The sequence below is a fragment of the Bradyrhizobium lablabi genome, from assembly GCF_018131005.1.
GTDB classification, from domain to species: domain Bacteria; phylum Pseudomonadota; class Alphaproteobacteria; order Rhizobiales; family Xanthobacteraceae; genus Bradyrhizobium; species Bradyrhizobium lablabi_D.
The window spans coordinates 157,200-183,793 of the sequence record NZ_JAFCJK010000004.1; the positions used below are offsets into that span (position 1 = coordinate 157,200).

General features: G+C 59.9%; 19 protein-coding genes and 1 pseudogene. 11 read left to right on the forward strand and 9 right to left on the reverse strand.

Going from position 1 to position 26,594, the window contains the following annotated elements; all coding sequences use genetic code 11:
- Positions 1–106 precede the first annotated feature (106 nt).
- The 5 genes and pseudogenes from mddA to JQ553_RS13870 form a co-directional block, all read right to left on the reverse strand.
- Positions 107–892 (reverse strand): methanethiol S-methyltransferase, encoded by a 786-nt coding sequence (gene mddA / locus JQ553_RS13840; RefSeq protein ID WP_212500520.1) that lies wholly within the window; start codon positions 890–892, stop codon positions 107–109.
- A 359-nt stretch (positions 893–1,251) separates the two neighbouring features.
- Positions 1,252–1,619, reverse strand: a pseudogene (locus JQ553_RS35270) (tautomerase family protein).
- Positions 1,620–1,997: 378 nt separating this feature from the next.
- Positions 1,998–3,323, reverse strand: a complete 1,326-nt coding sequence (locus JQ553_RS13860; RefSeq protein ID WP_249144271.1) for a multidrug effflux MFS transporter — start codon at positions 3,321–3,323, stop codon at positions 1,998–2,000.
- 17 nt (positions 3,324–3,340) lie between these two features.
- Positions 3,341–4,717 carry a nucleotide disphospho-sugar-binding domain-containing protein gene (locus JQ553_RS13865; protein WP_312015140.1) on the reverse strand — a complete coding sequence of 459 codons (1,377 nt, stop codon included), beginning with the start codon at positions 4,715–4,717 and terminating at the stop codon, positions 3,341–3,343.
- Positions 4,718–4,849: 132 nt separating this feature from the next.
- Positions 4,850–5,173, reverse strand: a complete 324-nt coding sequence (locus JQ553_RS13870) for a hypothetical protein (RefSeq protein ID WP_212500522.1) — start codon at positions 5,171–5,173, stop codon at positions 4,850–4,852.
- Between the two features lie 524 nt (positions 5,174–5,697).
- Between JQ553_RS13870 and JQ553_RS13875 the strand changes: the two genes are divergently transcribed.
- The 7 genes from JQ553_RS13875 (at position 5,698) to JQ553_RS13905 (ending at position 14,681) form a co-directional block, all read left to right on the forward strand.
- A complete protein-coding gene (locus JQ553_RS13875; protein WP_212500523.1) occupies positions 5,698–6,768 on the forward strand; it encodes a helix-turn-helix domain-containing protein in 1,071 nt (356 codons plus the stop codon).
- 930 nt (positions 6,769–7,698) lie between these two features.
- Positions 7,699–8,754: an alpha/beta fold hydrolase gene (locus JQ553_RS13880; protein ID WP_212500524.1), complete on the forward strand. Its 1,056-nt coding sequence runs from the start codon at positions 7,699–7,701 to the stop codon at positions 8,752–8,754.
- Between the two features lie 273 nt (positions 8,755–9,027).
- A complete protein-coding gene (locus JQ553_RS13885) occupies positions 9,028–9,804 on the forward strand; it encodes an adenylate/guanylate cyclase domain-containing protein (RefSeq protein WP_212500525.1) in 777 nt (258 codons plus the stop codon).
- Positions 9,805–10,268: 464 nt separating this feature from the next.
- Positions 10,269–11,582: an ABC transporter substrate-binding protein gene (locus tag JQ553_RS13890; protein ID WP_212500526.1), complete on the forward strand. Its 1,314-nt coding sequence runs from the start codon at positions 10,269–10,271 to the stop codon at positions 11,580–11,582.
- Positions 11,583–11,734: 152 nt separating this feature from the next.
- Positions 11,735–12,664: a carbohydrate ABC transporter permease gene (locus tag JQ553_RS13895; protein WP_212500527.1), complete on the forward strand. Its 930-nt coding sequence runs from the start codon at positions 11,735–11,737 to the stop codon at positions 12,662–12,664.
- 3 nt (positions 12,665–12,667) lie between these two features.
- Positions 12,668–13,519, forward strand: a complete 852-nt coding sequence (locus JQ553_RS13900) for a carbohydrate ABC transporter permease (protein WP_212500528.1) — start codon at positions 12,668–12,670, stop codon at positions 13,517–13,519.
- Positions 13,520–13,589: 70 nt separating this feature from the next.
- Positions 13,590–14,681: an ABC transporter ATP-binding protein gene (locus tag JQ553_RS13905; protein WP_212500529.1), complete on the forward strand. Its 1,092-nt coding sequence runs from the start codon at positions 13,590–13,592 to the stop codon at positions 14,679–14,681.
- Positions 14,682–15,330: 649 nt separating this feature from the next.
- Here the strand turns inward: JQ553_RS13905 and JQ553_RS13910 are convergent.
- Positions 15,331–15,675: a hypothetical protein gene (locus tag JQ553_RS13910; protein WP_212500530.1), complete on the reverse strand. Its 345-nt coding sequence runs from the start codon at positions 15,673–15,675 to the stop codon at positions 15,331–15,333.
- 522 nt (positions 15,676–16,197) lie between these two features.
- Here JQ553_RS13910 and JQ553_RS13915 point away from each other — a divergent pair.
- Positions 16,198–18,369, forward strand: a complete 2,172-nt coding sequence (locus JQ553_RS13915; RefSeq protein WP_212500531.1) for a carbamoyltransferase C-terminal domain-containing protein — start codon at positions 16,198–16,200, stop codon at positions 18,367–18,369.
- Between the two features lie 281 nt (positions 18,370–18,650).
- Here JQ553_RS13915 and JQ553_RS13920 read toward each other — a convergent pair whose 3' ends face one another.
- Entirely contained in the window at positions 18,651–19,364 is a 714-nt protein-coding gene (locus JQ553_RS13920; RefSeq protein ID WP_212500532.1) for a 4'-phosphopantetheinyl transferase, read from the reverse strand.
- Between the two features lie 111 nt (positions 19,365–19,475).
- Complete coding sequence (locus JQ553_RS13925; RefSeq protein ID WP_212500533.1) at positions 19,476–19,850, reverse strand: hypothetical protein; 375 nt, start codon at positions 19,848–19,850, stop codon at positions 19,476–19,478.
- 564 nt (positions 19,851–20,414) lie between these two features.
- Here JQ553_RS13925 and hutH point away from each other — a divergent pair.
- The 3 genes from hutH to JQ553_RS13940 all read left to right on the forward strand — a co-directional run bounded on the left by hutH (position 20,415) and on the right by JQ553_RS13940 (position 25,321).
- A complete protein-coding gene (gene hutH, locus JQ553_RS13930; RefSeq protein ID WP_212500534.1) occupies positions 20,415–21,971 on the forward strand; it encodes a histidine ammonia-lyase in 1,557 nt (518 codons plus the stop codon).
- A 54-nt stretch (positions 21,972–22,025) separates the two neighbouring features.
- Entirely contained in the window at positions 22,026–23,309 is a 1,284-nt protein-coding gene (locus JQ553_RS13935) for a cystathionine gamma-synthase family protein (RefSeq protein ID WP_212500535.1), read from the forward strand.
- 479 nt (positions 23,310–23,788) lie between these two features.
- Entirely contained in the window at positions 23,789–25,321 is a 1,533-nt protein-coding gene (locus tag JQ553_RS13940) for a porin (protein ID WP_212500536.1), read from the forward strand.
- Between the two features lie 86 nt (positions 25,322–25,407).
- On the opposite strand, the gene JQ553_RS13945 is transcribed toward JQ553_RS13940, so the two are convergent.
- Positions 25,408–26,442 carry an LLM class flavin-dependent oxidoreductase gene (locus JQ553_RS13945; protein WP_212500537.1) on the reverse strand — a complete coding sequence of 345 codons (1,035 nt, stop codon included), beginning with the start codon at positions 26,440–26,442 and terminating at the stop codon, positions 25,408–25,410.
- Positions 26,443–26,594: the final 152 nt, after the last annotated feature.

A 26,594-nucleotide genomic window follows, 5' to 3' on the forward strand; every position in this document is an offset into this window, starting at 1 on the left:
CAACAGCGCGATGTGCATGACAATCAATGCAACCGGAACGTACGCCGGAATGCTAATAGGCGTACAGCACGTCCAATGCAGTGTGCGAGGATGGCGCCACGTATGTTCAGAACAGGCCAGGCAGCAACATGGCGACCTTTTGCTTGTAGCGGCGGTATTCCTCACCGAACAACGCGGCAAGATCGCGCTCTTCGAGCCAGATACCGACAAAGATGTAAGTTGTCGTCACCGCCGCGAATAGCAGATGGCCCAGCGTCACGGTCGGCGTCGACCAGAATGCGATGATGAAGCCGAGATAGATAGGGTGCCGGATCACCCGATAGAGGCCGGGCGTCTTGAACTTGATCGGCTCGGCGATCCGGCCCGTGAAATGAGTGACCACCTGCGTCAAGCCGAACAGCTCGAAATGGCTGATCAGGAACGTGCTGTAAAGCACGATCAGCCAGCCGAGAAAGCCCCCGGCAATCGCGGCAGAGACAAGCGCAGGCGTTTTGATTTGCCAAACGACCGCCGTGATTGGCTCCCACTGCCAGAACAGTAGCAGAAGCGCCAAGCTCGCCAGCAGCACATAAGTGCTGCGTTCGAGCGCAGGCGAGGCAACGCTCGCAGACAGCTTCTTGAAGCCTTGTCGTGCCATGCCGCTGTGCTGGACAGCGAAGAGCGACATCAGCGCAAGGTCGACAATCAAGGCATGCAGACGTGAGTTCGCGGTACCACTATCGATTGTCTTCGGCACCAGTAGCTGCGACACGAAGCCGATAGCGTATAGGATCGCGCCGAGAAAGATGAGATAGGCGAGCGTCCCATAAACGAGCACGAGGCTCCGTGCGACGAGCGAGGCGAGGGCGGAGGCCGGCCGATGGGTTGGCCCGTCTTGCATGGATGTAGACATGTTTTCAGTTCCCACAATGCTAGGTGCGAAATCGCCGTTGCCAAATTCCGCAACGTGTGACAGCCAAGATCGGACTCTATGCAGCTGGACCTCAGGTGTCGTGAAGCGATCGCGCCCAATCGTCCGTCCTGGCGCGCCCGCGGCGATGCTGACACCATCTTGGCGGCGTAAGGCGGAGCGCGGAGGTGAGCGGGACTTATTGTGAGCCGTGCCAGGCTGATCAACGTCGGTCGGGTGGCTCGGCGCAAACCGTTACAATCTATACGATTAGGCTTGCAAGATTATCGCCTGGTGGAGCCGGTGGTGCACGGATTGATGGCCATCGCCGCAATCAGCTCGCTGAAGGTTGCGCCCCACACTCAGGTATATGCCGACGGGCGGTCTTCGCTGACCCAGTGCTTTTCAGCCTCGGAGTCGGGGGCCGGCGGCTTCATACCTTGGATGGTCCAGAATCGATTGGCGTTTCGTCAATATGGACCTCCCAGCGAAGACCCTGCTCGCGTGCGAAGGGATCGAGCGTCCTGTTGACGCGTTCCAGCCACCACGCGCGCCGCTCGGGAGCAGTTGCGCGAGCAATCTGATCAATCCAAATCCTGACAAAATCGTTCGTTGCCGTTCCGCCGACAAAGAACGAGTTCTGCGGCAACTCGTGAAAGACAACCCTTGCATAGAACCGGGGCAAGCCGACATCCGCGTAGAGCCCGTGATACGCGTCGCTAGCGCGCACTTGTCCTCAGCTGAGTACACATCTTCCGGATGATAAATATGCCACAGGGGCATTTGAGTTCTCCTTGTTAGGCCTTGGCGATATTCGCCATTCCCGAGATCGGAAGCTAGGCGCGCGGACCTTAGGTGTCGTGAGACGATCGCGCCCAATTTTCCGTACTAGCGCGCACCACCCGCTGCGCGCCGCACCAATGTGAGGCGCAAGGTCTGCCTTGGGTGATTAGTTGCGGTCAGCAGCAGCACTGGACAAGTCAGGCTTACCCGTCACAAGGAAGTGCGGAGACTTCGATCATCTTCGACTCAGAGGACGCCATCGGCTGTGCATGCCGTGGGCGCGGCCTACACTTCAGGGATATTCTCGCCCAGCGCGGGCATGACGCTAACTTGCAAAACCGCGACGCTCGGCGGGACGGGCAATCAGCAGATAGGATGCCAGCGCAAGAAGGGAACACGATGTCATGACCGCGGCCATCGATAGCGCTGATCGTCCATCGTAAAGACACGTCACAAGCCCGCTTGTGATGGCGCCTGCCATCATCTGAATGCTTCCGGAAACAGCGCTTACCGCACCGGCGATCTGTGGCAACGGATGCATCGCCGCGCTGATGATGTTCGAAATGCTCAATCCGAAGGCAACGGCAACAGCGACCAGAAGAGAGACGATAAGGGGTAGCGATGCCCAGCCGACCAATGTCGTGGCGAGGAACAGCCCTGACGCCGTCGCAGAGACTGTCAAGCTCGTCATCAGCACGTGAGTTGGTGAGAAGTGTCGAGCGGCGAGCCGCCGATCGAGGAAAGCCCCGGCCATGACTGATCCGGAACACCCACTGAAAATCAGACCATACTGGTTAGGCCGTAGCCCCATGCCGTTGATGAAGAACAGGGCGGACCCTGTGACATAAGCCATAACGGTCCCGCCGGCGGCTGCACCGACCAGAATGTATGCGGACGAGATCGGATGCGTCAGGACATGAAGATAGCCGCGGCCAATGATCGATGGTGCCAAGCTATCGGTCTGACCGGTCTTTCCGATCTTTGCACTTTCGGCAAAGCCCGTGACCAATGCGATTAACAAAGCCAGACCCATTATAAACTGAATCGTGTAAATCAGGCGCCAGCTGCCCAGCGCCAGTAGAGCCCCGCCTGCGGTCGGTGCGATCACCGTAACGGCATTTACGGCTATGACGACGTTGGCCATCTTCGCGCGCGCATTATCCCCCTCAAACAGGTCGCGGATGATCGCAAATGTCACCGTTGTACTGGCCGCGCCGCAGCCTTGGCTGAAGCGGCACACGAGCAGCACCGGCAGTGATTGGGCTAGCGCGCAAGCGAGACTGCCGACGACAAAGAGCGCGACACCGAATACAACGACGGGCCTGCGACCGTACCGATCGGATACTGGCCCATAGACAAGCGGCGCCGTCGCCAGGCTGAGCATAAAGACACTCATCGTAAAGCCGACATTTGCGGGCCGCGCGCCGAGAGCGACGCCAGTGGCCGCCAGTGCCGGTAGGCTCATGTCAATGCCTGAATACGGAACCGAGGCAAGAAGGCCCAGCAATAGCGTGAAGGCAAATGATGCAGGTTGAATACGCATGGGTTGAATATCCGATACGTTCCTTGTTCCATATCGCCAGATACGGAGCATGTCTGGGGAGATATCGATGGCCTCCCAGGCGAAAGACGGAAGAATCAGCCCTTCCATCTTTCCCGGGAGTGGAATCAAATTATCGATTGGCGGCGGTACGTCGGCCTTGCTTGGCGACCGTTGTGCCACCAGGGTCCATTCGAGCCTTGCCGAACTTGATTGATGATCCGCAGGATCTCGGAACGAGTGTCGATCGCCTTGAACTCGTCGGCCATAGCTGAGGCAGCCAAACGATAGTCCGGTTTGTCGAGTACGACCCGCACGGCCTCGCGCAACGTTTGCGGTGTCGGGTTGTTGGTAGCAAGATTGATACCGACGCCGGACCATGCCACACGCACGTTCACGTCCGCCTTGTCTTCCGTCAACCCTGCGGTCACAAGCGGAATTCCAAAGCTCATCGCCTGGTTGACACTCCCGTATCCGCCGTTGGTGACGAGCACATCTACCTTAGGTAGAAGCCACTCGAACGGCAGATAGCTGGCGAGACGCGCATTGTCGGGAATTGGGCCGGGAATGTCGTCGATCGCGCGACCGCCCGCTGTGATAACCACAAGCAAGTCAGGTTCGTTCGCGAGTCCTGCGAGCGCCGGCGCGATCAAGAGGTTGAGATCGTGGTTTGCCACCGTACCCTGCGTCACAAGCACGACCTTGCGCGAGCCGTCGAGTTCGTGCGCCCACGCCGGCAGCGGGACCTGATTGGGTATAATCGGAGGGACGCCAATAAAAGTCACGGAAGAAGGGATATCGCGTGGAAATTCAAAACGCGGCACCGTCAATTGCATATAGGCATCTGCAAGCTCTACGACCGATTCGAAGAGAGGCTTGGACACCGGTCCAACGCCCAGGTCCTTCAGGTACCGATTGACGCAAAGGCCGAGGGGCCCGTCGACGATCTTGTCGTGTTCCCGCGCGAAGGCAGCATATTCGTCGAGCTGCGCTTGGGTGGCCGCGGGCGGCAAACCCGCAAACGTCGGGGCCTTGTCCTTGCGCTGCCAGTGCAAGATGGATGTGCCGCAAAGAACAATAGGCAAGCGGTTCGACCGCGGTTCGACCAGCATGGGCAGGACACCGAAAAACATATCGTCGCCAATGATGATCTCGGCGGGGAATTCCCGCAGGACATTTTGCACGCCGCTGTACTGGGCGGGAATGGTATCGACGAAGAAGCGCTCGACTAGTGTGCGCAACCATTGTGGCCCGGGTGGTACGCCCTTCATCGCGTCGGACGTGATGACGTCCCGTGCGGTCAGATCCGCCTCTTCGGGGAGCGGATAGAATTTTGCTCCGAACTGTTCGACACGGTTACGCAAGAAGGTCCCAGTCAAACAGGCAAGTTCGTGGCCCTCCGAGTTCAAGATACGGCCGATCGCCAGAAGCGGATCGAGGTGGCCGGTTCCCGGGGTCGAGACGAAGAGAATCTTCATTTGATCGTTTCGTCCGATTGTCGACATAGCGATCTCCTTTGGGTTGCGATGCAAAGCCTGTAGCGCGCAGAGGCTGAAGCGCGCTGCGGTATTGCGTCCAGCTCCGGCCGCTTTCCCCGCATTGGAATCTTCGTGAGAGGCGGCAACTGGCCGGAAAATCTAGTTCGAGACTGATTTCACCTTGCGGACGAGCACGCTGTCGCCGTCCCGCCTGATTTCGACCGCACCTTCCTGGCGCGGTGTTGAGAAAGCCAAACGCTGACCCGGCGCAAGAACAGATACGACGCGGATCGGCGTTCCCGCGCCCTGTGCAAGGGTCGTGACAACATGGAATCCGTCGCGCCCGACGGTGTAGTAGGCAGCACCAGACACTTCGCCAAGGTCGATGCTTATGGCACTCATCGGACGCAGGCCATCGGCGTGGGCGGCGTAGAGAGAGGCTGAGGCGAGTCCTGCGGCAACAAGCATGCTACGGATCGACATAGCGATCTCCTTTGGGTTGCGAACTAAAAATTGTAAAACATAGAGGTTGAGGAGCACTGGGCCGGCCGGCCGGGTGAGTGCTGCACCGGTACGTTTTCGGGGTCCAGGCGTTCGCGCTGCTGTCGACGGCAAACGGCGAGCCGGTGACGTATTGGGCCGTCGCACTCGCCAGGAATGCCACCACGTTGACGCAAAATTGCCGAGACCATTGATCGACAGTGTTTGGAAATTTCCATTCGTTTCTCCATCTCTGCAGCGCGTGACGGCGAAGATCGAAAACTAAGCGGCTCGACGTCGGGTGTCGTGAGCCGATCGCGCCCAATCGTCCGTACTGGCGCGCACCACCCGGCGCGCTCACGGTGACGCTGACACGATCTCGGAGGCGTGACTTGACGTGACCCAGAGTTGAGCGCGTCTATCTCGGAGCCACGCTAGGTATATCGGCCTTCGCCCGTGGCTTCGGCGCGGGCCGTTACCGACCACACGATCTGGCTTCCAGGATTGTTTGCCCCACGGAGTCGATAGTGCATTCAAACGACGATTTTCTCAGCGCGCCAAAATTGGACTATGACGGTTTCCGAGCTGCGCTGCGCGAGGATTGGGGATGGTTTAGTCCTGCTTTCGAAGCCAATATCTTCACCGGCAAGGTGCGCACGCGCCGCGTCTTCGGATTCGTTGCAACGGATCTCGCCTGCAATACGACTCGCGTTGAGCGTACGAAATCGGATATTCGCCGTGATAACATGGAGTACTATTACGCCGTGGTCCAGCTCACAGGCGGATCGACAATCAATCAGGACGAGCGAGTCGTAAATGTCGCCGCTGGCGATGTCGTCCTGCTCGATTCCACAAGACCCGTAACATTCGTCCCGGACGCCGAGCACCGGAACGCGCGATGGCTTAGTTTGCAATTGCCGCGCCAAAACCTGGTTTCGCATCTCGGCTTCGAACCACAAGGTGGCGCGTGCGGTCGCAGGCAGGCGCAAGCGTCGCGTCTGCTCTGTCAACTCGCTCTTGAGCCAGCGAGCGAACCAGAACCGGCGTTCGCATCAGCCGACAGATTCATGCCTCTGGTGGTCTATGATCTCCTCGGGGCACTGTTTGCACCGCCCGCCCCGCTCGGCTCACGCCACAGCGATAAGCTGTTCATGCGCGCCTGCCACATCATAAAGAACCGCTTTGCCGATCCGGACATCTCTCCGCGCGAGGTGGCCGCCGAGGCGGGAATTTCGCTACGCTATTTGCAGAAGTTGTTCGCGGTCCGTGGTTCGACATGCAGTCACCACATATGTTCGGCCCGTCTGGATCACGCGGCGCGTCTGATCGAACGCCGCGCGTTGATGAAGACAGGTCAGCCTCTCAGCGATATTGCCTACGCTTGCGGCTTTCGCGATTACACGTATTTTGCGCGCGGATTTCGACGGCGTTTCGGCACCGCACCTGGCGCCGCCGGCAGCGGCAACGCACGATTCCGCGCTGAGATTGGCGATGTTGAAAGGCCCTCTACGGAGCGATGCGACAAGCGCGCCATTTGGCCTGCGCAAGCCGACGTAACAACAAGCGGTGCTCCCGAAGGGGAGGAATACGCCGAGTAACCCGATGGATGCGCGCGTCGTGGTCGCGGAGCGTGACGAGGCCTCGCCCGTAGGCGGAAACCTTCTACAAGCAGGCCAATGTCTGCTTTGGGTCTTGGCCGTGTAAAAATGGCTTTCAGCGGGACACATCCGGATGGCGGGGACGGAGTGTGGCTCAAGCCGCGATCGCGGCGATCAGTGGCTTGGTCCCGACGATCGAGCGAAGCAAGGAGCTTCTCGTAGACGGTAAGCTTGCCTATTTCCTCCTTCAGCTGGTCAGCTTCTCGGTCGGCCTCGTCACATTTGCAACCAGTGTCTTGGTCGGCTCCTGTCGGTCGGGCGGTGTCAAGCTGACTTGGATGGCGCGCGACGCTCTCCTCTAGCTGGGTACGCCGCCGCTGCACCTCCGATGGCCGCAATCGTCACCCGGGCAGGGAAGGTGAGCTTCACCCATCGCCGGGTTGGCGGCGCGACGTGGCGATGAGCGGTGCGCGCCAGTACGGGTGAAATGACGCACGCGGCTCGCGACATCCAGCTTCCAGAGTCCTAGCTTCATTCACATCATCGAATCCAAATCGTGCTTGGACGACACATGCCCCTGTCAATCATATGGCTCGTCACGTCCTTGCGATCAGACTGCTCGTCATGGACTTCATGCGTGTCATCCCTCTCAGGTCTCGCGCGAAGGCGCTTTCGGGGATCGGGCGCCCGAGGGGGCGAGGGGGGCGAGACGTCGCCCTGGCGGATCAAAACGTCCCGCCAAAGGGACCCGTGCGGACGATATCCTGCCTGCGCGAATAGTTGCTTGCGGCTGAAACGAAAGCCCGGAGCGGCCATCGGCATAGATCGGCGGCGTCGGCAACTACAGCCAGCAGTGTGACGCGATTGCAGCGAACGGCCACCGAGGCTTCGCGATGACCTGATGACAGCGGTGACGGGAGAAAAAATCCGATGAGCACGAATCCCTACTACGGTCAGGAAGGGTACGGTCCGTACGAATCGATCGGAATCGGCAGCCTCGAACTCGAGGAGGGCGGCACTATTCCGGATTGTCAGCTTGCCGTGGCGACCCACGGCACGCTGAACGCAGCGAAGGACAATGCCATCCTGGTTCCGACCTGGTTCTCTGGAACCAGCAAGATCGTAGAGCAGGTCTACATCGGAAACGGGCGTGCGCTCGATCCGGCGAAGTATTTCATTATTGTCGTCAACCAGATTGGAAATGGCCTTTCCACCTCACCGCATAACAGCGATGGAACGCAGGCCGGACCGATGTTTCCGAAAGTGCGTATTGGTGACGACGTTCGCGCCCAGTATAAGCTTCTGAGCGTGAAATACGGTCTGAAGAGCCTCGCGCTGGTCGTCGGCGCCTCCATGGGCGCTCAGCAGACTTATGAATGGGCCGTGCGCTATCCGGACTTCGTCAAGCGCGCCGCTCCGATCGCCGGCACCGCCAAGAACACCGAGCACGGCTTCGTCTTCACCGAGACACTTTCCGACGCGATCACATCCGATCCAGGGTTCAACGGCGGCAAGTACGGTTCGCCCACCGATGTCGCCGCCGGCCTTTCTCGCCACGCCAAGCTGTGGACAGTGATGGGGTGGAGCACCGAGTTCTTCCGGGAAGGCCGGCACAAGGCGCTCGGCTTCGATTCGATGCGGGCCTTCGTCGATACCTTCATGGCCGGATATTTCGCGCCGATGGATCCGAACGATCTTCTGGCGATGGCGTGGAGGTGGCAACGAGGCGACGTGAGCCGCAACACCGGTGACGATCTCGCGTCGGCGCTCGGCCGTATCAAGGCGAAGACTTACGTGATGCCGATTAGTCACGACATGTTCTTTCCGCCGAGCGACTGCGCGGTAGAGCAACGGCTGATCTCGGGTAGCCAGTTCCGTCCGCCGAAAAGCATCTGCGGACATCTCGGTCTGTTCGGCGTCGATCCCGAGCTGCTTGCGCAGCTTGACGCGAATCTGAACGAGCTGCTCGCGACACCTGTGAGCTGACGAGGCGGATGATTATGGGCACCGCTCACCTGTTTCGGCGGCGTCAGCGCCCAATAGCTCCGAGCCCTGGAGAATTGCATGACCGTTGTCCAGGCCGCAGCCGCGCAGATCGGCTCGTGCTGAACAGCATAGGACTGCCAAAGAGCGTGAGAATTAGAAGGGCGCCTGCGTTCGGTGGCAGTCACTGTGGCTACTGGGCGGACGGCGGTTGTCTCCCAAATGCATTTCCTGAAGGCCCGCGTGACTCCGGGATAGTCGCCAAGAGCAGCTAACATGTTCCACTCTCCACGCTCACGACTGCTTATCTTCGGAGTCGGGCTGGCGGTATGCATCTTCCTCGTCGATACTCTCTCATCTCTCCACTTTGCCGTGGCTTCTTTGTACGTGACCGCGATTTTGATTGGCACGCATGATCTTGAATGCGCAGGTATATTATTTGGCGGGGTTTCATGCGTGGCGTTTACCGCGCTCAGCTATCTGCTAACGCACGGGTTCACTTTTGTCGGCGCGGCGCCGTTGAGGCTCTTTGTCAGCTTCGTATCGATCGCAACTACGACAGCTTTGGTGATCAAGAACCGATCGGCAAGCCGGAATTTTGCCGAACTTAATCGAGAACGTGAGAACCTGGCACGCTTCTTCTCTCCAAAAATTGTGAAACAGCTTGTTGAGATCGACGTGCCCCTCTCCGTGGCGCGTCGTGGGAATGCGGCGGTGTTATTTGCAGATGTTGTCGAGTTCACCGCCTATTCGTCTGGAAAGGCACCCGATGAGATCATCGCATTCTTACGCGAGTTATTAGCTTTGCTTGGCGAAGCCGTATTCGCGCACGAGGGATCGATCGATAAATTCCTTGGAGATGGTCTAATGGCTGTATTTGGTCCGCCTCTTGCCAGCAACCAAGACGCAACGAACGCGGCGCTTTGTGCAATGCGAATCCGCGATCGCCTTAGCCGCTGGAATGCACAACACGCGAACGACCCTGGCAAGGCCATTCGCGTTGCGGTCGGTATCCATTGGGGTGAGCGAGCGTCCCCACAAGGACGCGATTGACTTAACTCAGATATGCGTTGCTTCGAGTGGCGGGATTTGGTGGGCAAAACCTTCAGTCCGGTCGCTAAGACGGCGGCCAGTTTAGGCGAAGGAAGGCGTCAAAAGGAGCACTTGATTTCCTGCTGCGACCAGTGACAATGAGCGCGCGCCAGTATTCCGGTACCAGATTGTTATAAGACGGGGAAAACTCGCTCAGCTACGGCAAACCGGCTGCGGCGCCAGGGAGGACACCGGTATGGCGGTATGGTCCATGCGCTGGCTGCAGCGCTCGCTCTGCGAAGAATTCACCCTGTTTCGCGCTGAGATCGCCACCGACACTGGACGGGTGGAAGCACCAACAAATGGTCGTCGAGACAACGCTTGCGCACGCGAGAATCCGCGCGCCCGTTGAACCATGGAGACGTGATGGACTGAAAGGGACTTCAAGCTGGCGTCAGACCGGCTGAATCACGGAGGAGGAATGCATGACGACGGTAACCCGACGACAGGTTCTCAAGAGCGGTGCCGCGGTTGCAGGCGGCATGGCGGGCATCCTCGCAACCGGCCGCGCGCCCGCCTTTGCTCAGGGCACGACGGTACACTGGCTGCGTTGGAACGATTTCGTGCCGGCTTCCGATCAGCTGCTGCGCAAGGAACTGCTGCCCGCCGCCGAGAAAGCGCTGGGAATGAAGATCAATTTCGAGACAGTGAATGGCAACGATCTGCAGCCGCGTATCACCTCGGCGATTCAGTCGGGTTCAGGTCCCGACATCATCATGCTCTTCAACAACCATCCGCAGATCTATTCGGAGAGCGTCATCGATCTATCCGACATCGCAGGTCGTGTGAGCGAGGCCGAAGACGGCTATTATGATCTGTGCAAGTCCAACTCCGCCGACGGCCAAAAGTGGATCTCTTTGCCGTGGACCATCGTCGGCGCCATGATCGCCTACCGAAGATCCTGGTTCGATGAGGTCGGCTCCTCGACCTTTCCCGACACGTGGGAGAAGTATCGCGAGGTTGGCAAGAAGCTCAAAGCCCAAGGCCGGCCGATCGGTCAGACGCTCGGCCACACGTTCGGCGACGCGCCGACGTTCAGTTATCCCTACATGTGGTCGTGGGGCGGCACCGAGGTTGAGAAGGACGGCAAGACTGTCAACATAAACAAGAAAGAGGTCATCGAGTCCGTCAAGTTCATGACGGCGTTCTGGAAGGAAGCTCACGACGAGGGCGGGCTTGCCTGGGACGATACCAACAATAACCGTGCGTTTCTGTCGCAAACGATCTGCGCCACGCTTAACGGCGCTTCGATCTACATTGAATCGCTACGCAACCCCGACAAGTACATCAGCGAGAAAGGCGCGCAGCTGAAAACCGACATCCAGCACTCGCCGCTGCCCAAAGGCCCGGCCGGCCAATTCGCCATGCACACCTACTTCTCTCACGTCATTCCGAACTATTCGAAGAATCAGGACGGTGCGAAGGCGTTGTTGAAGTGGATTCATACCAAGGCGAATTACGAGCCGTGGTTCGTCTCCCAGAAGGGTTTCGCGACGCCGCCGACCCACGAATGGGAGAAGCACAAGTTGTGGGAGGAGGACAAGGTCATGGCGCCCTTCAAGATCGCGGGCCTCCTTGGTCAGACGCCCGGGTATCCTCTGCCCTCGTCAGGCAAGAAAGCTGCCGAAGTACTCACCAAATACATCATCACAGATATGTACGCCAAAGCGGTTCAGGGTGCGACGGCGGAGGATTCCGTGAAATGGGCGGAAGTCGAGCTCAAGAAGATCTATGCTTGAAAGTATGCGCGCAGCCCGTCGGCACTGCCGCGAAAGTGGCTGCCGCGCATTTAGCGTCTCGGACTTGTACGATCGCGCCGTCTCCCTGTGAGGCAGCGCGATCACGGTTTCGCATGACCGGCCTCTTGGCGTGCGCATCAAGGTGAAGCGAGATGGCGATAGCCGAGACCCAAGTCTACATGCCGCAGGCGCCGCAGCCCAGATTCCGGCTGCTCGAGGACGAGCGATGGCTCGCATTCATGCTGCTGGTACCGACCATGGCGCTGCTCGGTACGTTCATCGCCTATCCGTTCCTGCGTGGCATCTTGTTGTCGGTGACCGACGCGCGCGTGGGTGTGCCCGGCGATTTTGTCGGCCTCGCAAACTTCTACAAAATCTTCAATGACGGGATCTTTCGGACCTCTGTCTACAACACCTTCCTCTACACCGGCGTGACCACCGTCTTCAAGCTCGCGCTCGGCCTGTGGCTCGCCATGCTGCTCAACCGCAATTTTCGCGGCAAGGCTTTCACGCGTGCCTTCATCCTGCTGCCTTTCATCATCCCGACCGTGCTTTCAACTTTCGCCTGGAAGTGGATGTTCGATCCAACATTCAGCGTTCTCAATTGGCTCCTCTATCATCTCGGCTTGATCACCGGTCGGATCAACTGGCTCGGCGATCCCGAGTTGGCCATGATCTCGATCATCATCGTCAATATCTGGCGCGGCGTGCCTTTCTTCGCCATCAGCCTGCTCGCCGGCTTGCAGACTATCAGTCCCGAACTCAGCGAGGCCGCCGCCATCGATGGCGCCAGGCCGTGGCAGCGGTTCTGGTATGTCACCTGGCCGCTGCTCTTGCCCGTGACCATGGTCGTGGTGCTGTTCTCGGTGATTCAGACATTCGCTGACTTCCAGATCGTCTATGTCATGACTGGGGGCGGACCAGCCAATGCGACGCACCTATTCGCCACCTACGCATATCAGATCGGCATCGGCACGGGCCTTTTGAGCGAGGGCGCCGCCATTTCGCTTGCGATGTTTCCGGTGCTATTCCTGGTTGTCATCATCCAACTTCTCTACATCCGCCGCGTAGAGGTCCGTTGAGTCATGATCGAAGGTGCATGGTGGCGAAAGTGGGTGTTCTTCTACGTCCCGATGGCGCTGTTCCTGCTTTTCCTGCTGTTCCCATTCTATTGGATGGTGATCACTTCGGTGCGCCCGGATGGCGAGCTTTACCGACCCTGGAATTCGATCAACTACAATCCGTTTTGGACCTGGAACCCGACCTGGGATCACGTGAGATATCTGTTCGAGGAGACGCTGTTTGCATCGTGGCTGTGGAACACGACGTTCATCGCACTCGCGTCAACCGCTATCTCGCTCGTGTGCGGAGTGTTCGCCGGCTATGCTCTCTCACGGCTTAACTTTCCATTTGCCGGCAGCCTGGGGACTGGCATCTTCATTACCTATCTGGTGCCGCAAACACTGCTGTTCATTCCGCTCGCCGAGATCATCCGCAACTATCGGCTAGGCGACACGCCGTGGTCGTTGATTCTGACCTATCCGACCTTTCTTATTCCGTTCTGCACCTGGCTCATGATGGGCTACTTCAAGGCAGTGCCCAAGGAGCTCGAGGAATGCGCGCGCATTGACGGCGCCTCGCGCTGGCAGGCCATGCTTTACATCGTCATACCGGTGGCGATCCCGGGTATCCTCTCGGCCGGCATCTTCGCCTTCACGCTGTCGTGGAATGAGTTCATCTACGCACTCGTATTTCTGTCCTCGCCTGGGCAGAAGACTGTGCCGGTTGGCGTCACATCCGAGCTGATCCGCGGCGATGTCTTCTTCTGGGGACCACTGATGGCTGGCGCCCTGCTCGGATCGATCCCAGTAGCGATCGCCTATTCGTTTTTCGTCGAGCACTACGTCGCAGGACTGACCGGATCGGTGAAGGGTTGACAGTCCCCGGATGCTGGCAATTGGAAAGCGGGCAGGCAGAATTACGGTGGATGGGAGGCAGGCGAGACCAATGGGACAGGTCGTCCTCAGAGAGGTCAACAAGTTCTACGACAGCGTCCATGCTGTCAAAGACGTCAATCTACAGATCCGCGACAAGGAGTTCGTGGTATTCGTCGGACCGTCTGGCTGCGGCAAGACGACCACGCTCAGAATGATCGCGGGGCTTGAACCGATCAGCTCCGGCGATATCTCAATCGACGGCAACGTGATCAATGAACTGGCGCCCATGGACCGCGACATCGCCATGGTGTTCCAGAACTATGCGCTCTACCCGCACATGAGCGTGTACGACAATATGGCGTTCGGCTTGAAGATGCGCAAATTCGGAAGGCCCGAGATTGAGAAGCGAGTGCGGGAGACGGCCGACGTCCTTGGCATCAGCGAATTGCTAGTGCGCAAGCCGCGCCAGCTTTCCGGCGGCCAGCGCCAGCGCGTAGCGTTAGGCCGTGCTATCGTGCGCCACCCGCGCGTGTTCCTGTTTGACGAGCCGCTGTCGAACCTCGATGCCAAGCTGCGGGTGCAGATGCGCGTTGAGCTCAAGAAGCTGCATCTGCGTCTCGGCACCACCGCCATTTACGTCACCCACGATCAGGTTGAGGCAATGACGCTGGGTGACCGGGTCATCGTCATGAAGGACGGCGTCGTGCAGCAGGTGGGGGAGCCACTCGAACTGTACAATCAGCCCGCCAACAAGTTCGTCGCCGGCTTCATCGGCTCCCCGGCCATGAATTTCGCCGCCGTTACAGTGACCGAGGCGAACGGATCACTGATCGCCGAGAACTCCGGCATGCGCATCAAGCTGCCGGACGAGACGGCTCAGCGCCTGCGCGGGTATATTGGCCACGAAGTCACGCTTGGCGTGCGCCCGGAGGACCTCACCGTGGCGGGGGCAGCCGATCTCGATCGCCCGTGCTTTGATGCTGTGATCGAGGTGGTCGAGCAACTCGGTTCGGAAATCCTGCTCGACATGAAGGTCGGCGAGGGTGTCATGGTGGCGTGCGTCGAGCCGACAGCGAGGGTGAAGGTGCGCGACAAGCTGCGCGTTGCCATGCGCCCTTCGAGGCTTCACGTTTTCGACGCGAGGACCGAGGCGGCAATCTAACGCAGACACAGTCGGCGCCTAGTGTCCTTCTTAGCGCGCGCCGACGAGGTGATCGAACGACGATGCTGTTGCTGCGGGGCCGATGTTGGCATTTTTCAGACCTCAAGCTTCATCAAGTCCGCTTTGCGTCATTTTCGACCGATTCAATCGATCCTTCCATCCCGTTCACGTCTGCTTCGCCCCGAAAGCCGATACGAGGACGACGGACCAAAGGCGCGTTGGCCAGACGTCTAAGTTTCAAGCTCCCAAACTGGGAGGGTCGCCCGTGCCCGCCGAAGAGCTTCTGTGCGAAGTACCTAGGTGGGAGTACCACCCGCACATGCGACGCTCACCAGCGCGGTCGACCCATGCGTTATTTTCAAGGGCGACAGTGAGACACCGACCGGTGCGTCGACGCGTCAGCGATCTCCGAACGCGGTTTGAGAGCCCGCAACGACCAGGCGCGGGAGGCGGTCGAAATAAGAGGGGCTCCTCCCTTTCGAGCGCGGCGGCTGGCATAACCAAATCTCGTCATCAACAAATCCGAAGGAGAGACAGTCCAAACGATTTTTAGGCTATATCTGGAGTTTCGATCGTTCGGAAAGCCGGTTGCAGAACTCGATCGTCGAAAGATTTTTACCAGACGCCGCAACACAAAAGCCGCAAAATATCAGGGCGGCTGGCTCATCGTGTCAATCAACAGTCGCGCAACAAGCGGCGAGGAAACATAAGAATCTTGGTAGGACGCTTGCACGATGCCAGATCTCGGCCAGCTGCCGCAGCTCGTCAGCAACTGGATAATGATCTTCGAAGCGCGAGCGCCGAAACTAACGAGGTCGCAATCTAGTTCCGAACCGATCTGAACGAGCTGAGCTTCCGGAGACGGAAGCAATGTGTCCAGGTCGATCGCAGTGAATTGCAGGGCGACCAACGCTCTCGGGGTCTTATCGTTCGGATCCGGGTTTTGTTTTCGGTGGCATGACAATGGCGCCAGTGTTCGGGTGATGATCGCCAACGAGCACCCTCTGCCGGGCGCCGTCACCCCGCATTCGCCCATCAAACAGGAACGGACTTGTTTTATTTGCGCCGGCGACGGCCGACGTGTTCGATTGTTCAGACTTGGTATCTTGCGCGTGGACCGCGGTTACTGCCAGTGTCAACGCAAACGCGATTGCTAGTCTCGACATGACGGGGCACATCCTTGGGTTTCGATCACTATCGGCGAGGAAGTTGGCGTCATGATGTCTGCGAAGAACGATGTGTCCGCTCAGGGCCATTTCCGTCATTTTTGGCCCATTCGCCGGATGTGCGCCCAGCCCCGGATCGCGGCGCGGAAGCAGACATTGCACGAGGTCCGAGAAGGGCCATGAACAGGCATTCACAGAAAGCACGTCCCTGCTTTCAGTCGCACGGGTTGATCCTTTCGAGGAGTGCAGGATGCTGATTTTCCAAATATGGTAGAATGGCGTGCCTGAGGTCCGCTTGGCGTTTGCCCAGGAGATTTGTTGTGCGAAATGCAAGTCGAGCCGGGCGCTTCATGCCACTTCATCCGCGGCTTGCGGCAGCGGGGTTCAAGGTCGCGCTACCACTTGCGGAACGATTCTTCCGGCATGAAGGTATTCATCGTCCGAACAGCCAATTCGCTGCCGAGCGGGCGCGGGATTTGGTCGCAAGGCTGGCGCGCGGCGAAACGGCCTATCTCGTTGGCATAAGTATCGGCGGATTCCACAACACTGGAGTTGCGCTCGTCGAGGTGACTCCTGCTGGCGGTCCCCGGATCATCTGCAACAATGAGGAAGAGCGCTTCTCGGGCCGAAAGCATACCAACGCCTATCCTCGCTCATCGCTCGAAGCGCTGACTGAAATCATGAAGGGTTTGGGCATTGGCCCCGAGCGGATCGTCGCTTGTCTCGCGACCTACGATTACGCTCTGCTTATGGCCTCGGGGCTTCGGTCCCTTCTGGAGGAATTTCCTGCAAGCCTGTACCTGCCGTTCCAGGGTAACGCTGCGGCCTTCGAAGGCGACCAATTGAAGGAGGGATTTAAAGCTCCAGCTCGGTTGGGTCAGCTTTTCGGCCTCAATTGCAGCGTGCCAATCATTGGCATGCCGCACCACGACAATCACGCATGGTTCTCATATTTGGCCTCGCCTTTCGCTAGAGAGCGGCAAAAGACGATGATCGTAGTTGTCGATGGTTCGGGCGACTTCGCCTCGACTACGCTCTATCTCGGCGAGAACGGCGTCGTTCGGCAAATCCGGAGCAACGCCAGCATATTCGACTCGCTCGGTATGTTTTACGCCATCATCAGCTCGACGCAGGGCGGCTGGACAGCGCTCAGCAGCGAAGGCAGATACATGGGCGCCGCGGCCTATGGCGACATGGATCGTTCGACCAACACTTTCTATCGGCAGCTGCAAAACATCTTTGATCTCCGGGCGGACGGCGACGTGTATCTCAACCGGTCGCTCGCGAATTGGCCCCGGCGCATGCTTCGTCAACCCTACACCGAGGGTCTCTCCCAAATCCTGGGCCCACCCATCGCGCCTGAGGAGATGTGGAACCCCGACGCCGTCCTGCGTGTCGAAGACATCCATCACCGGCCGAATACGCAGGAGAGGCTCGACAAGGCGGCGGCCACCCAGATGGTTTTCGAGGATGGGCTCGTCCACATCATTGACGGTCTCATCCGCATGACCGGCAGCGACCGGCTAGTACTCACCGGAGGGGCGGCGCTCAACGCAGTTGCGAACATGGGCGTGCTGGAGCATTTCGACGCCGGCTACTATGGCCGCGTCCTCAAGCAATCGACGCGGCTTCATTTGTGGACGCCGCCTGTGCCGAACGACGCCGGGGTCACGGTAGGAGCAGCTTACGCATTCGCCGCCGCCGCCGGGGTGGGTCTTGGGCCGTCGCTCCAGCACGCTTTCTATTGCGGTCGCGCGCCCCGCATGTCCGATATCCTCGTCGCTCTGGACGGTGCCGCCGACGTGGCCTGGATCGGCGTCGGCGACGCGTCGCACAAATCCGGGATAGAGGCCATCGCCGACCTCATGGCGTTCATCACCGCGAGAGATGGGATCATTGCGATCTTCCGGGGACCGGCAGAGACGGGGCCGCGGGCGCTGGGTCACAGATCGATCTTGGCCAACCCTTGCAACCCGCGCACGCGCGAACTGCTTAACGAGCGCGTCAAATATCGCGAAGCGATCCGGCCGCTCGCGCCTATGGCGACGCTTTCAGCGGCAAAGGCTTTGTTCGACTTGTCCGAGGGCGCCTCGGACGATGATTACAATGCCTATAACTACATGGTCCTGACCGCGAGAGCCAAGCCTCAAGCGCGCGCCCAAATTCCCGCCGTCATTCACGTCGATGGAACTGCCCGGCTGCAGATCGCGCGCGAGCATACCGATGCCGTAGCGCACGCCTATTTGACGGCGCTTGGAAGGCGAATCGGCGTCGAAGTTGCAGTGAACACATCCTTCAACGTCGGGGGACCGATCGCGCAAACCCCCATCCAGGCGCTTGATACACTGCGCCGCGCGAAGGGCATGGACGGTGTATTCATGTTCTCAGAGGAAGGGCAGGTTATCGCGGCCTGGATTAGGAAAACGGGAACCGGAGCGGCGGCCCGGATCCCTGAATGGCTCGTGGAATGGCAAAGCGAAACGAACGCCGCGGTCGAGTTATCTGGAGTGCGGGCATGTTGAAAAGCGATTGTGTCGACGGGCGGGATGTCCCGTTCGGGTCAATCGCGCCAGTTTGGTCTGTTCGCCGGATGGCGGCTTATCCCCTGACAGCGGCGGAATAGCAGACATCCCGCTAACGTCGCTTGGGGGCCAACAACAGACCTCGCCCCTATTCAATCACCTCGTCGGTGCGCGCGAGCAACGTGGCCGGAAATGAGCGGGCTCGTAGAGCCCGCTCCCAGGGAATCACGAATAACTGACGGGCTCCAACTGCTATACACGCCGATCACGGGATTCATCATTCAAGGATTTATCGCCTCCAAAACCGCAAGCGTGGCAATTACACCGTCGGACCTGCGGATTTTTCCAGTTGTCCTGCGAACCCTGTCCCACTCACCGCCGACGCGGCCAATTCCCGATACACAAAATGAACCGTTCTGAAGATCGATAGAGAGCTCCACATCAGTAAACTCAAGAAATTGTTCGGTGATAGCATACTGACATTTATAGAATGCCTCTTTTGCACTGAAGAGTATTTTTGCGGCGTGGCCACTTTCCGGACTTTTGTACTGATCAAGCCATCTTCTTTCAGTCGACGTGCATATCAAGGTCTGTAGTTCAGATTCAAGCGGCGCATCGATCTCGAGATCAAGACCGAGGCTTGCGATGCGAGGCGAGGTTGTGACTGCCACTCCGCAGAGTTTGTCGGTGTGGGAAATGCTCCCGACAACACCGGGCGGCCATTGCGGCGACCGATCGGCACGCGGAACCAAAGAACAGGGCGGAATGCCCAACCTGGATAGTGCGTGGCGCGCGCACACGCGTGCGGTACCGAATTCGGCTCTACGCTTCTCGACCGCATGCTGGATATATTTGACTTCATCCGGAAATAGCGCTCCGGAGTCGATCGAGGGAACACCTTCAGAAAAAACGATCTCGCGCTCGCAGGCGGATTCGAGTAAGGCCAAAGGCGAGCAGAAAGAACTAGGCGTCGACAGGCCATCGTCTCTCGGCATTTCGGCACTCTCCATTCTTGAACTCAGGCTTGGCGAGACATCATGAGCAGAACGCGTTGATCGCGAAGACCATGCCGCTCTACCTTTGCGCGATCAAGCACTCTCGCGACGTCAGTATTGCTCAAGGATCCTGGCGCTGAACTTCAACAACGTCTTGGGGATGTCGTGCCGATGATCGTCTTTGCGGTTGTGCGCCATGTGGCCGGTGGCGGCAATAAGGTATGCGAGATAATGCGCCCATCCGCGGCGGATGCAGCACGCGATGAACGGGGAGACATTGCACGACTTTATTTCCCTGTTAACGAGGTGCGGATTGGACTTCTCTTCGAGGCTTGCTTCGACGGGGCGAGGCCGGGCCGTAGTCGTCGTCCGAAACGAGGTCAGGAGGCGCGCCAGGTTGCTGCGCCGGCGCGCGAAGCAAGTCGCCGTGGAGGCCGTTCGCTGGGCGAGATGTTCGCCGGAATGCCTGCCGCCCGAGCGCGTCAAAGCCCGCCGCCGCGATCAAAGCCGAATGCTCAAAGCCCGGCAGACATTGCCGTCTGCCGGGCGAACGCAAGTATGACTAGATGAATGCAGGGATAATATGACGTTATTGGCCGCAGAAGTATCCGGGAAAATACCGCGTATGTTATAGCCCATTTGCGTGTGCCGGGTCGTCTTGCGAGCCTGCGGCTCTTAACTCTGTGCGCGGAAACCTGCGTTCAAAAGTGAACAGACACGCGATTGTCACGCAATCTATCTATGCCCGCATTACCGCGCAGGGAGGGTCGAGCAAAAAGACTCGAACAGCGACCACAATTTCAATTGCACGGTACGGACCGCCGGGGGATTGCGAAGGGCTCCGGCGGTCCACCCCCCCGTCACCTCTAAAGTTCCCATCTGCACCGCGATCGGCGTGACGGGCACGCGTCAAGCGCGATTTTCCGTGCGTCCACACGAAAACCAGCATCCGGCCGCTTTCCGCAGCAATCCGGCCAACGTTTCTTGACGCGCGCGTAGTGCTCGCGGAAGCTCATTCAATCACGTGCGCGACGGGGCGTGGAGAGAGCGATGAGCCGGCAGACGTCCATTCAGGTTTCGCCCGGGTGCGTCGGCCTCGACGATCTCGTGCAAGTGCTCGACGGCGCATCCGTGCTGCTTGATCCGTCCTTCTGGCCGCGCGTCGAGGCCGCCTCCGCCATCGTCGCGGCGGCGGCGGGCGCGGACGTTCCGGTGTACGGCATCAATACCGGGTTCGGAAAACTGGCATCGAAGCGCATTGCGTCCGATCAGACGGTGCTGCTCCAGCGCAATCTCATCGTGTCCCATTGCTGCGGCGTGGGGATGCCCACGCCCGAGCCGATCGTCCGGCTGATGATCGCGCTCAAGATCGTCTCGCTGGGCCGCGGGGCCTCCGGGGTTCGGCGTACCGTCATTGAGCACCTCCAGGCGTTGCTTGAGCGCGGGGTCTATCCGCTCGTTCCGCAGCAGGGCTCGGTCGGCGCGTCCGGCGATCTGGCGCCGCTCGCGCATATGACGGCGGTCATGATCGGCGAGGGGCAGGCGATCATAGACGGCAGGCTCGTGCCGGGGGGCGAGGCGCTGGCGGCGGCTAACCTCGCGCCGTTGACGCTCGGGCCGAAGGAAGGTCTCGCCCTTATCAACGGAACGCAATTCTCGACCGCCTACGCGGTTGCAGGGCTTGTGCGCGCCCACCGTCTCGCCTGTGCCGCGCTGTTGACCGGGGCCTTGTCGGTCGATGCGGCGATGGCCTCGACCGCCCCGTTCCGCCCCGAAATCCAGGAGCTTCGCGGGCATGCCGGGCAGATCGCCGCCGCCGCGGCCCTGACCGCATTGTTGGCGGGCAGTGACATCAGGATGTCGCATCTTGAAGGCGACGAACGGGTGCAGGATCCCTATTGCCTCCGTTGCCAGCCGCAGGTGGCCGGCGCGGCGCTCGATCTGCTCGCACAGGCTGCGCGCACCTTGACCATCGAGGTCAACGCCGTCACGGACAATCCGCTGGTCCTGGTCGAGACAGGCGAGATCGTCTCGGGTGGAAATTTCCACGCCGAGCCGGTTGCCTTCGCCGCCGACCAGATCGCGCTCGCCCTGTCCGAGATCGGCGCCATCAGCGAGCGGCGCATCGCGACCCTGGTCGATCCCGCGCTCAACTTCGGACTGCCGCCGTTCCTCACACCCGAGCCCGGCATCAACTCCGGCTTCATGATCGCGGAAGTGACCGCCGCCGCGCTCTATGCCGAGAACAAGCAACGCGCTGCCCCCGGCTCGATCGATTCAACGCCGACCAGCGCCAATCAGGAAGACCATGTGTCCATGGCCGCGCACGCGGCACGCCGGCTGTCTGACATGGCCGACAATCTTGCCGGCATTCTCGGGATCGAACTGCTGGTTGCCGCGCAAGGCATCACGCTGCGCCTGCCCCATGCGACCAGCGCTCCGCTTGAAGCTGTTCTTGCCTTGTTGCGCGAGCAAGTGCCGCCGCTCGGTTATGATCGCTACATGGCCGACGATCTCGCCAGGGCAAGGGAACTGATCGAGCGCGGCGCATTGCCTGCCGCAGCGATATCCGTGCTCGCGCACAACCCGTTCCCGGCGCTTGCCTGAAAGATTGCTCATGAGGTGCGGGGCGCGACGTTTCTTCAAGACTGCGAGGCAACCATGGTGAAACCGTTTCCGTCGAAGACCCATATCGGCAACCACGCGCTGCATCCCGAAACGCTGATGCTCAACTACGGCTACGATCCGCAATTGTCGGAAGGAGCCGTGAAGCCGCCGGTCTTCCTGACCTCGACCTTCGTGTTCAGGACCGCCGACGATGGCAAGGACTTCTTCGATTTCGTTTCGGGCCGGCGCGAGCCGCCCGAGGGCATGGGTGCGGGCCTCGTCTATTCGCGGTTCAATCATCCAAACAGCGAGATCGTCGAAGACAGGCTTGCCGTCTACGAGCGCACGGAGAGCTGCGCGCTGTTCTCCTCCGGCATGGCGGCGATTGCGACCACGATCCTCGCTTACGCGCGGCCCGGCGACGTGATCCTGCATTCGCAGCCACTCTATGGCGGCACGGAAACGCTGCTTGCGAAGACGCTTGCTGGCCTCTCGATCGGCGCCGTGGGTTTTGCCGACGGTGTCGACGAAGCTGCAGTCAGAGCGGCGGCGGAGAGCGCCATGCGCGGTGGCCGCGTGTCGATGATCTTCATCGAAACTCCGGCAAACCCCACCAACAGTCTGGTCGATATCGCGATGGTCCGTCGCATCGCCGAGGCGATCGGCAAGGCCCAGGGACACACGCCGATCATCGCATGCGACAATACGCTGCTCGGGCCGCTGTTTCAGCGGCCGATCGAACATGGCGCGGATATTTCATTGTACTCGCTGACCAAATATGTCGGCGGTCATTCGGACTTGATCGCGGGCGCCGCTCTCGGCTCGAAGGTCCACATGAAGGACGTCAAGGCATTGCGCGGCGCTATCGGGACCCAACTGGATCCGCACTCATGCTGGATGATCAGCCGCTCGCTCGAGACGCTGAGCCTTCGCATGGAAAAGGCCAACGCAAACGCGCGGCTTGTAGCTGATTACCTGCGCGACCATCCCAAGGTGATGAAGGTCCATTACCTCGCCCATCTCGACGCGGATTCGCCCGCCGGCGGTTTGTTCGCGAGGCAATGCAGCGGCGCAGGCTCCACCTTCTCGTTCGACATCGCCGGCGGCCAGGCCGCCGCGGCGCAATTTCTGAACGCGCTGCAGATATTCAAGCTGGCGGTAAGCCTGGGTGGCACCGAGTCGCTCGCCAGCCTGCCAGCAACGATGACCCATTCAGGCGTCCCGGCAGACATCCGCCAGAAGATCGGCGTTCTTGACACGACGATCCGCCTGTCGATCGGCATCGAGCACCCCTCCGACCTGATCGCGGACATCGCGCAGGCGTTGCAAAGTGCATAGGCGCATTTTTGGAGGTCCGGTTGGGAGACGGAATCAGTGCATCGAAAGGGAAGGTGATTCCGGCCTTTCCGTAGGACCACGCCTCCTGCATAGCGTTGCGCCAATCATTGCCCAATTTCCAGCCGTTGGCCGGGCTGCAATTATTCCCCTTTTCGGTCAATGGCTTAGGGATCACGAGTGACTCACATGCCCGTGATATTTGTGCAACAATTGTCCGAAAACCGCCGAAACTGGGCCGAAACGACGCGGTCTTTTGTTGCGTGATCGGGGGGCTTCTGTCTCTTATGGAACTACGACGGAGGGGGGCATCCCAAGGTCGTCCCGTCTTGGTGGTTCGCTTAAGTCCCTCGCGTTCATGCGGGTGTGTCCGAAGGCGCGAAGTGACTGAGCGGGGTTAAGGGACAAGGGGACCAACCTTAGGGTGTTTCACCCAGCGGATCCGGAACCTTCCCTGAGATAGAGCAACTTGGAGGTTTAACATGAAGATGGTTAAGAGCCTTATACTCGGCTCGGCGGCGGCTCTAGTCGCTGTCGGCGGAGCTCAGGCGGCCGATCTTCCCGTCAAGGCCAAAGCGGTCGAGTACGTGAAGATCTGTTCCCTGTATGGTCCCGGATTCTACTACATTCCCGGCACTGACACCTGCATCAAGCTGGGCGGCTACCTGCGCGTTGAAACTGCGTGGAACGGCTCGGTGTTCAACGGTGCGTACAACGGACAACTGGGTGCCCAGAACCGCTTGTCGAACTACTACACCTTCCGCTCTCGTGAAGACCTGAACATCGATACGCGCACCGCGACCGAATACGGCGTGGTCCGCACCTTCTTCGACGCCACCTTCTCATGGACCTCCGGTTCATACGGCGGAGCGGGCACGGGCGGCACCACGTACAGCGCTGCTACCGGCAACGTCGGCAACCCCTCAGACGGTGGTATCGCCGGTGGTTCGGTCGGCGTCTACTACGCCTTCATCCAGTTCGCCGGCTTCACGATGGGTAAAGCCGTGTCGCAGTTCGACACGCCCTGGACCAACTACCCGGCCAACAACTTCGACGGTCTCGTCGGCGGCGGCGGCACGGTCACTGGTGTGAACCAGTTCACCTACACCGCTGAGTTCGGCAACGGCGTGTCGCTTTCTTTGTCGGCTCAGGATCCGACGGCGTACGGCCAGAGCAACCTGTATAACGCAAGTGCTGCGCTCGTGACCCCGGCGGTCTTCACCGGCGGCGCTTACGGCCTCAGCGACTTCGGTGGTACAAGGTCTCCTGACTTCATCGCCATGTTGCGCGTCGATCAGGCCTGGGGTCTGTTCCAGTTCTCGGCCGCGGCGCATGACAACCATGCGGCGTACTACGGCACAACCGAGATCACGGGTCACCCCGACGACAAGTGGGGCTGGGCGGCGCAGGTTGCCTTGTCGATCAAGAACATCCCGACAGGCCCCGGCGACACCGTCAACATGCAGGCGGTCTACACCGACGGTGCAACCCGCTACAACTTCCAGAGCTTGAACGTATCGAACTACACAATGTTCGGCGGCTCCAGCTTGCCGGGCGTCTACCAGAGCATTGGCATCGCTGGCGTTGCTGACGGCGTGTTCGCGAACGGAACCGGTATCTCCACGGTTCAGACCTGGGGCTTCCGCGGTGGTTACACCCACAACTGGGATGCCTACTGGAACACGGGTATCTACGGTGCGTACGCTCAGCTGAAGTACGGCAACGGTGGTGCGGCTATCGTTTGCGCATCGATCGCAGGCCTGGGTGCAGCGACTGCTGGTATCACCAACTGCAACCCGGACTTCAACATCGCTCAGATCGGTGTGATCACCCGCTGGACTCCGGTGAAGAACCTGACGTTCTCGGCTGACGTCCTCTACACCCACCTCGACCAGAAGTTCTCTGGCACGATCAACGTGCCCGCGATCAACAGTGTCGCCAAGCCGGCGGCCGTGTACGAGCTGAAGGACCAGGACACCGTGGCCCTGCTGCTCCGCGCTCAGCGCAACTGGTAATACCGGTTGATCTGATCATCGATCTAACAGAACCCCCGGCGGGAAACCGCCGGGGGTTTTGCTTTCAAGTGTGCCGAGCGGACGAATCACGACGCGAGCATGTCGCGTACCAGCGGCACCACCTTGCGACCATAGAGCTCAATGCTCTTCATCAGCTTCGCGTGTGGCAACGGGCCGGCCGAATATTTCAGTTGGAATCGCGCAAGCCCCAGCGCTTTCACGTTCGAGGTGATCTTCCGGGCCACGGTTTCCGGCGCGCCGACGTAGAGCGAGCCGTGATCGGCCTCATGCACGAACTCGTCGCGGTTCATCGCCGGCCAGCCGCGCTCCTTGCCGATTCGGTCGCGCATGACCTTGTAGTCAGGCCACAGCTCCTCGCGCGCCTGAGCGTCGGTCTCCGCGACGTAACCCGGTGAATGCACGCCGATCGGCTGCGGCTCGCGGCCAAACTGCCGGTATGCGCGCTGATGGAGGTCGACGTAGGGGGCGAAGCGCCTCGGGTCACCGCCGATGATGGCGAGCATCAGCGGCAGGTCGTAATGCGCCGCGCGCACCACCGATTCCGGGCTGCCGCCAACGCCGATCCAGGTCTTCAACCTGCCACGCTCGACCGGCGGGTAGACGGACTGGCTGGCAAGTGGTGGGCGCAGCTTGCCCTGCCAGGTCACCGGCTCCTGCTTCAGCAGCTCCGCGAACAGACCAAGCTTTTCCTCGAACAATTCGTTGTACTGGCGGAGGTCGAAGCCGAACAACGGAAACGACTCGGTGAAGGAGCCGCGGCCGAGAATCACCTCGGCGCGGCCGTTCGACACTGCATCGACGGTGGAGAAGCGCTGGAAGACACGGATCGGATCGTCCGAGCTCAGCACGGTGACGGCCGAGCCGAGCCGGATTCGATGGGTGCGCGTGGCGATCGCCGCCAGCACCACTTCGGGCGAGGAGATCGCGAAATCGGCACGGTGGTGCTCGCCGAGCCCAATGGAGTCGATCCCGAGCTGGTCAGCCAGCACCGCCTCCTCGACGACGTTGCGGATCATTTGGGCATGCGGCAGAGGCGCACCGCCCGCATCCTTGGTGACATCGCCAAAGGTATCGAGTCCGAATTCGATGGGGGTTGTCATCGGTTGATCCATTCGTCGGCCTGACATCCACGGGCGCGATGAACTCGCGTCACGTCAACAAGCCCGAGCAAGTAGGTTACGGTTACATTTGATTGGAGCTAATGGCCGCCCGTGCCCGGACAAGGCCGCGTACCGAAACGCTGGGTTTCGAT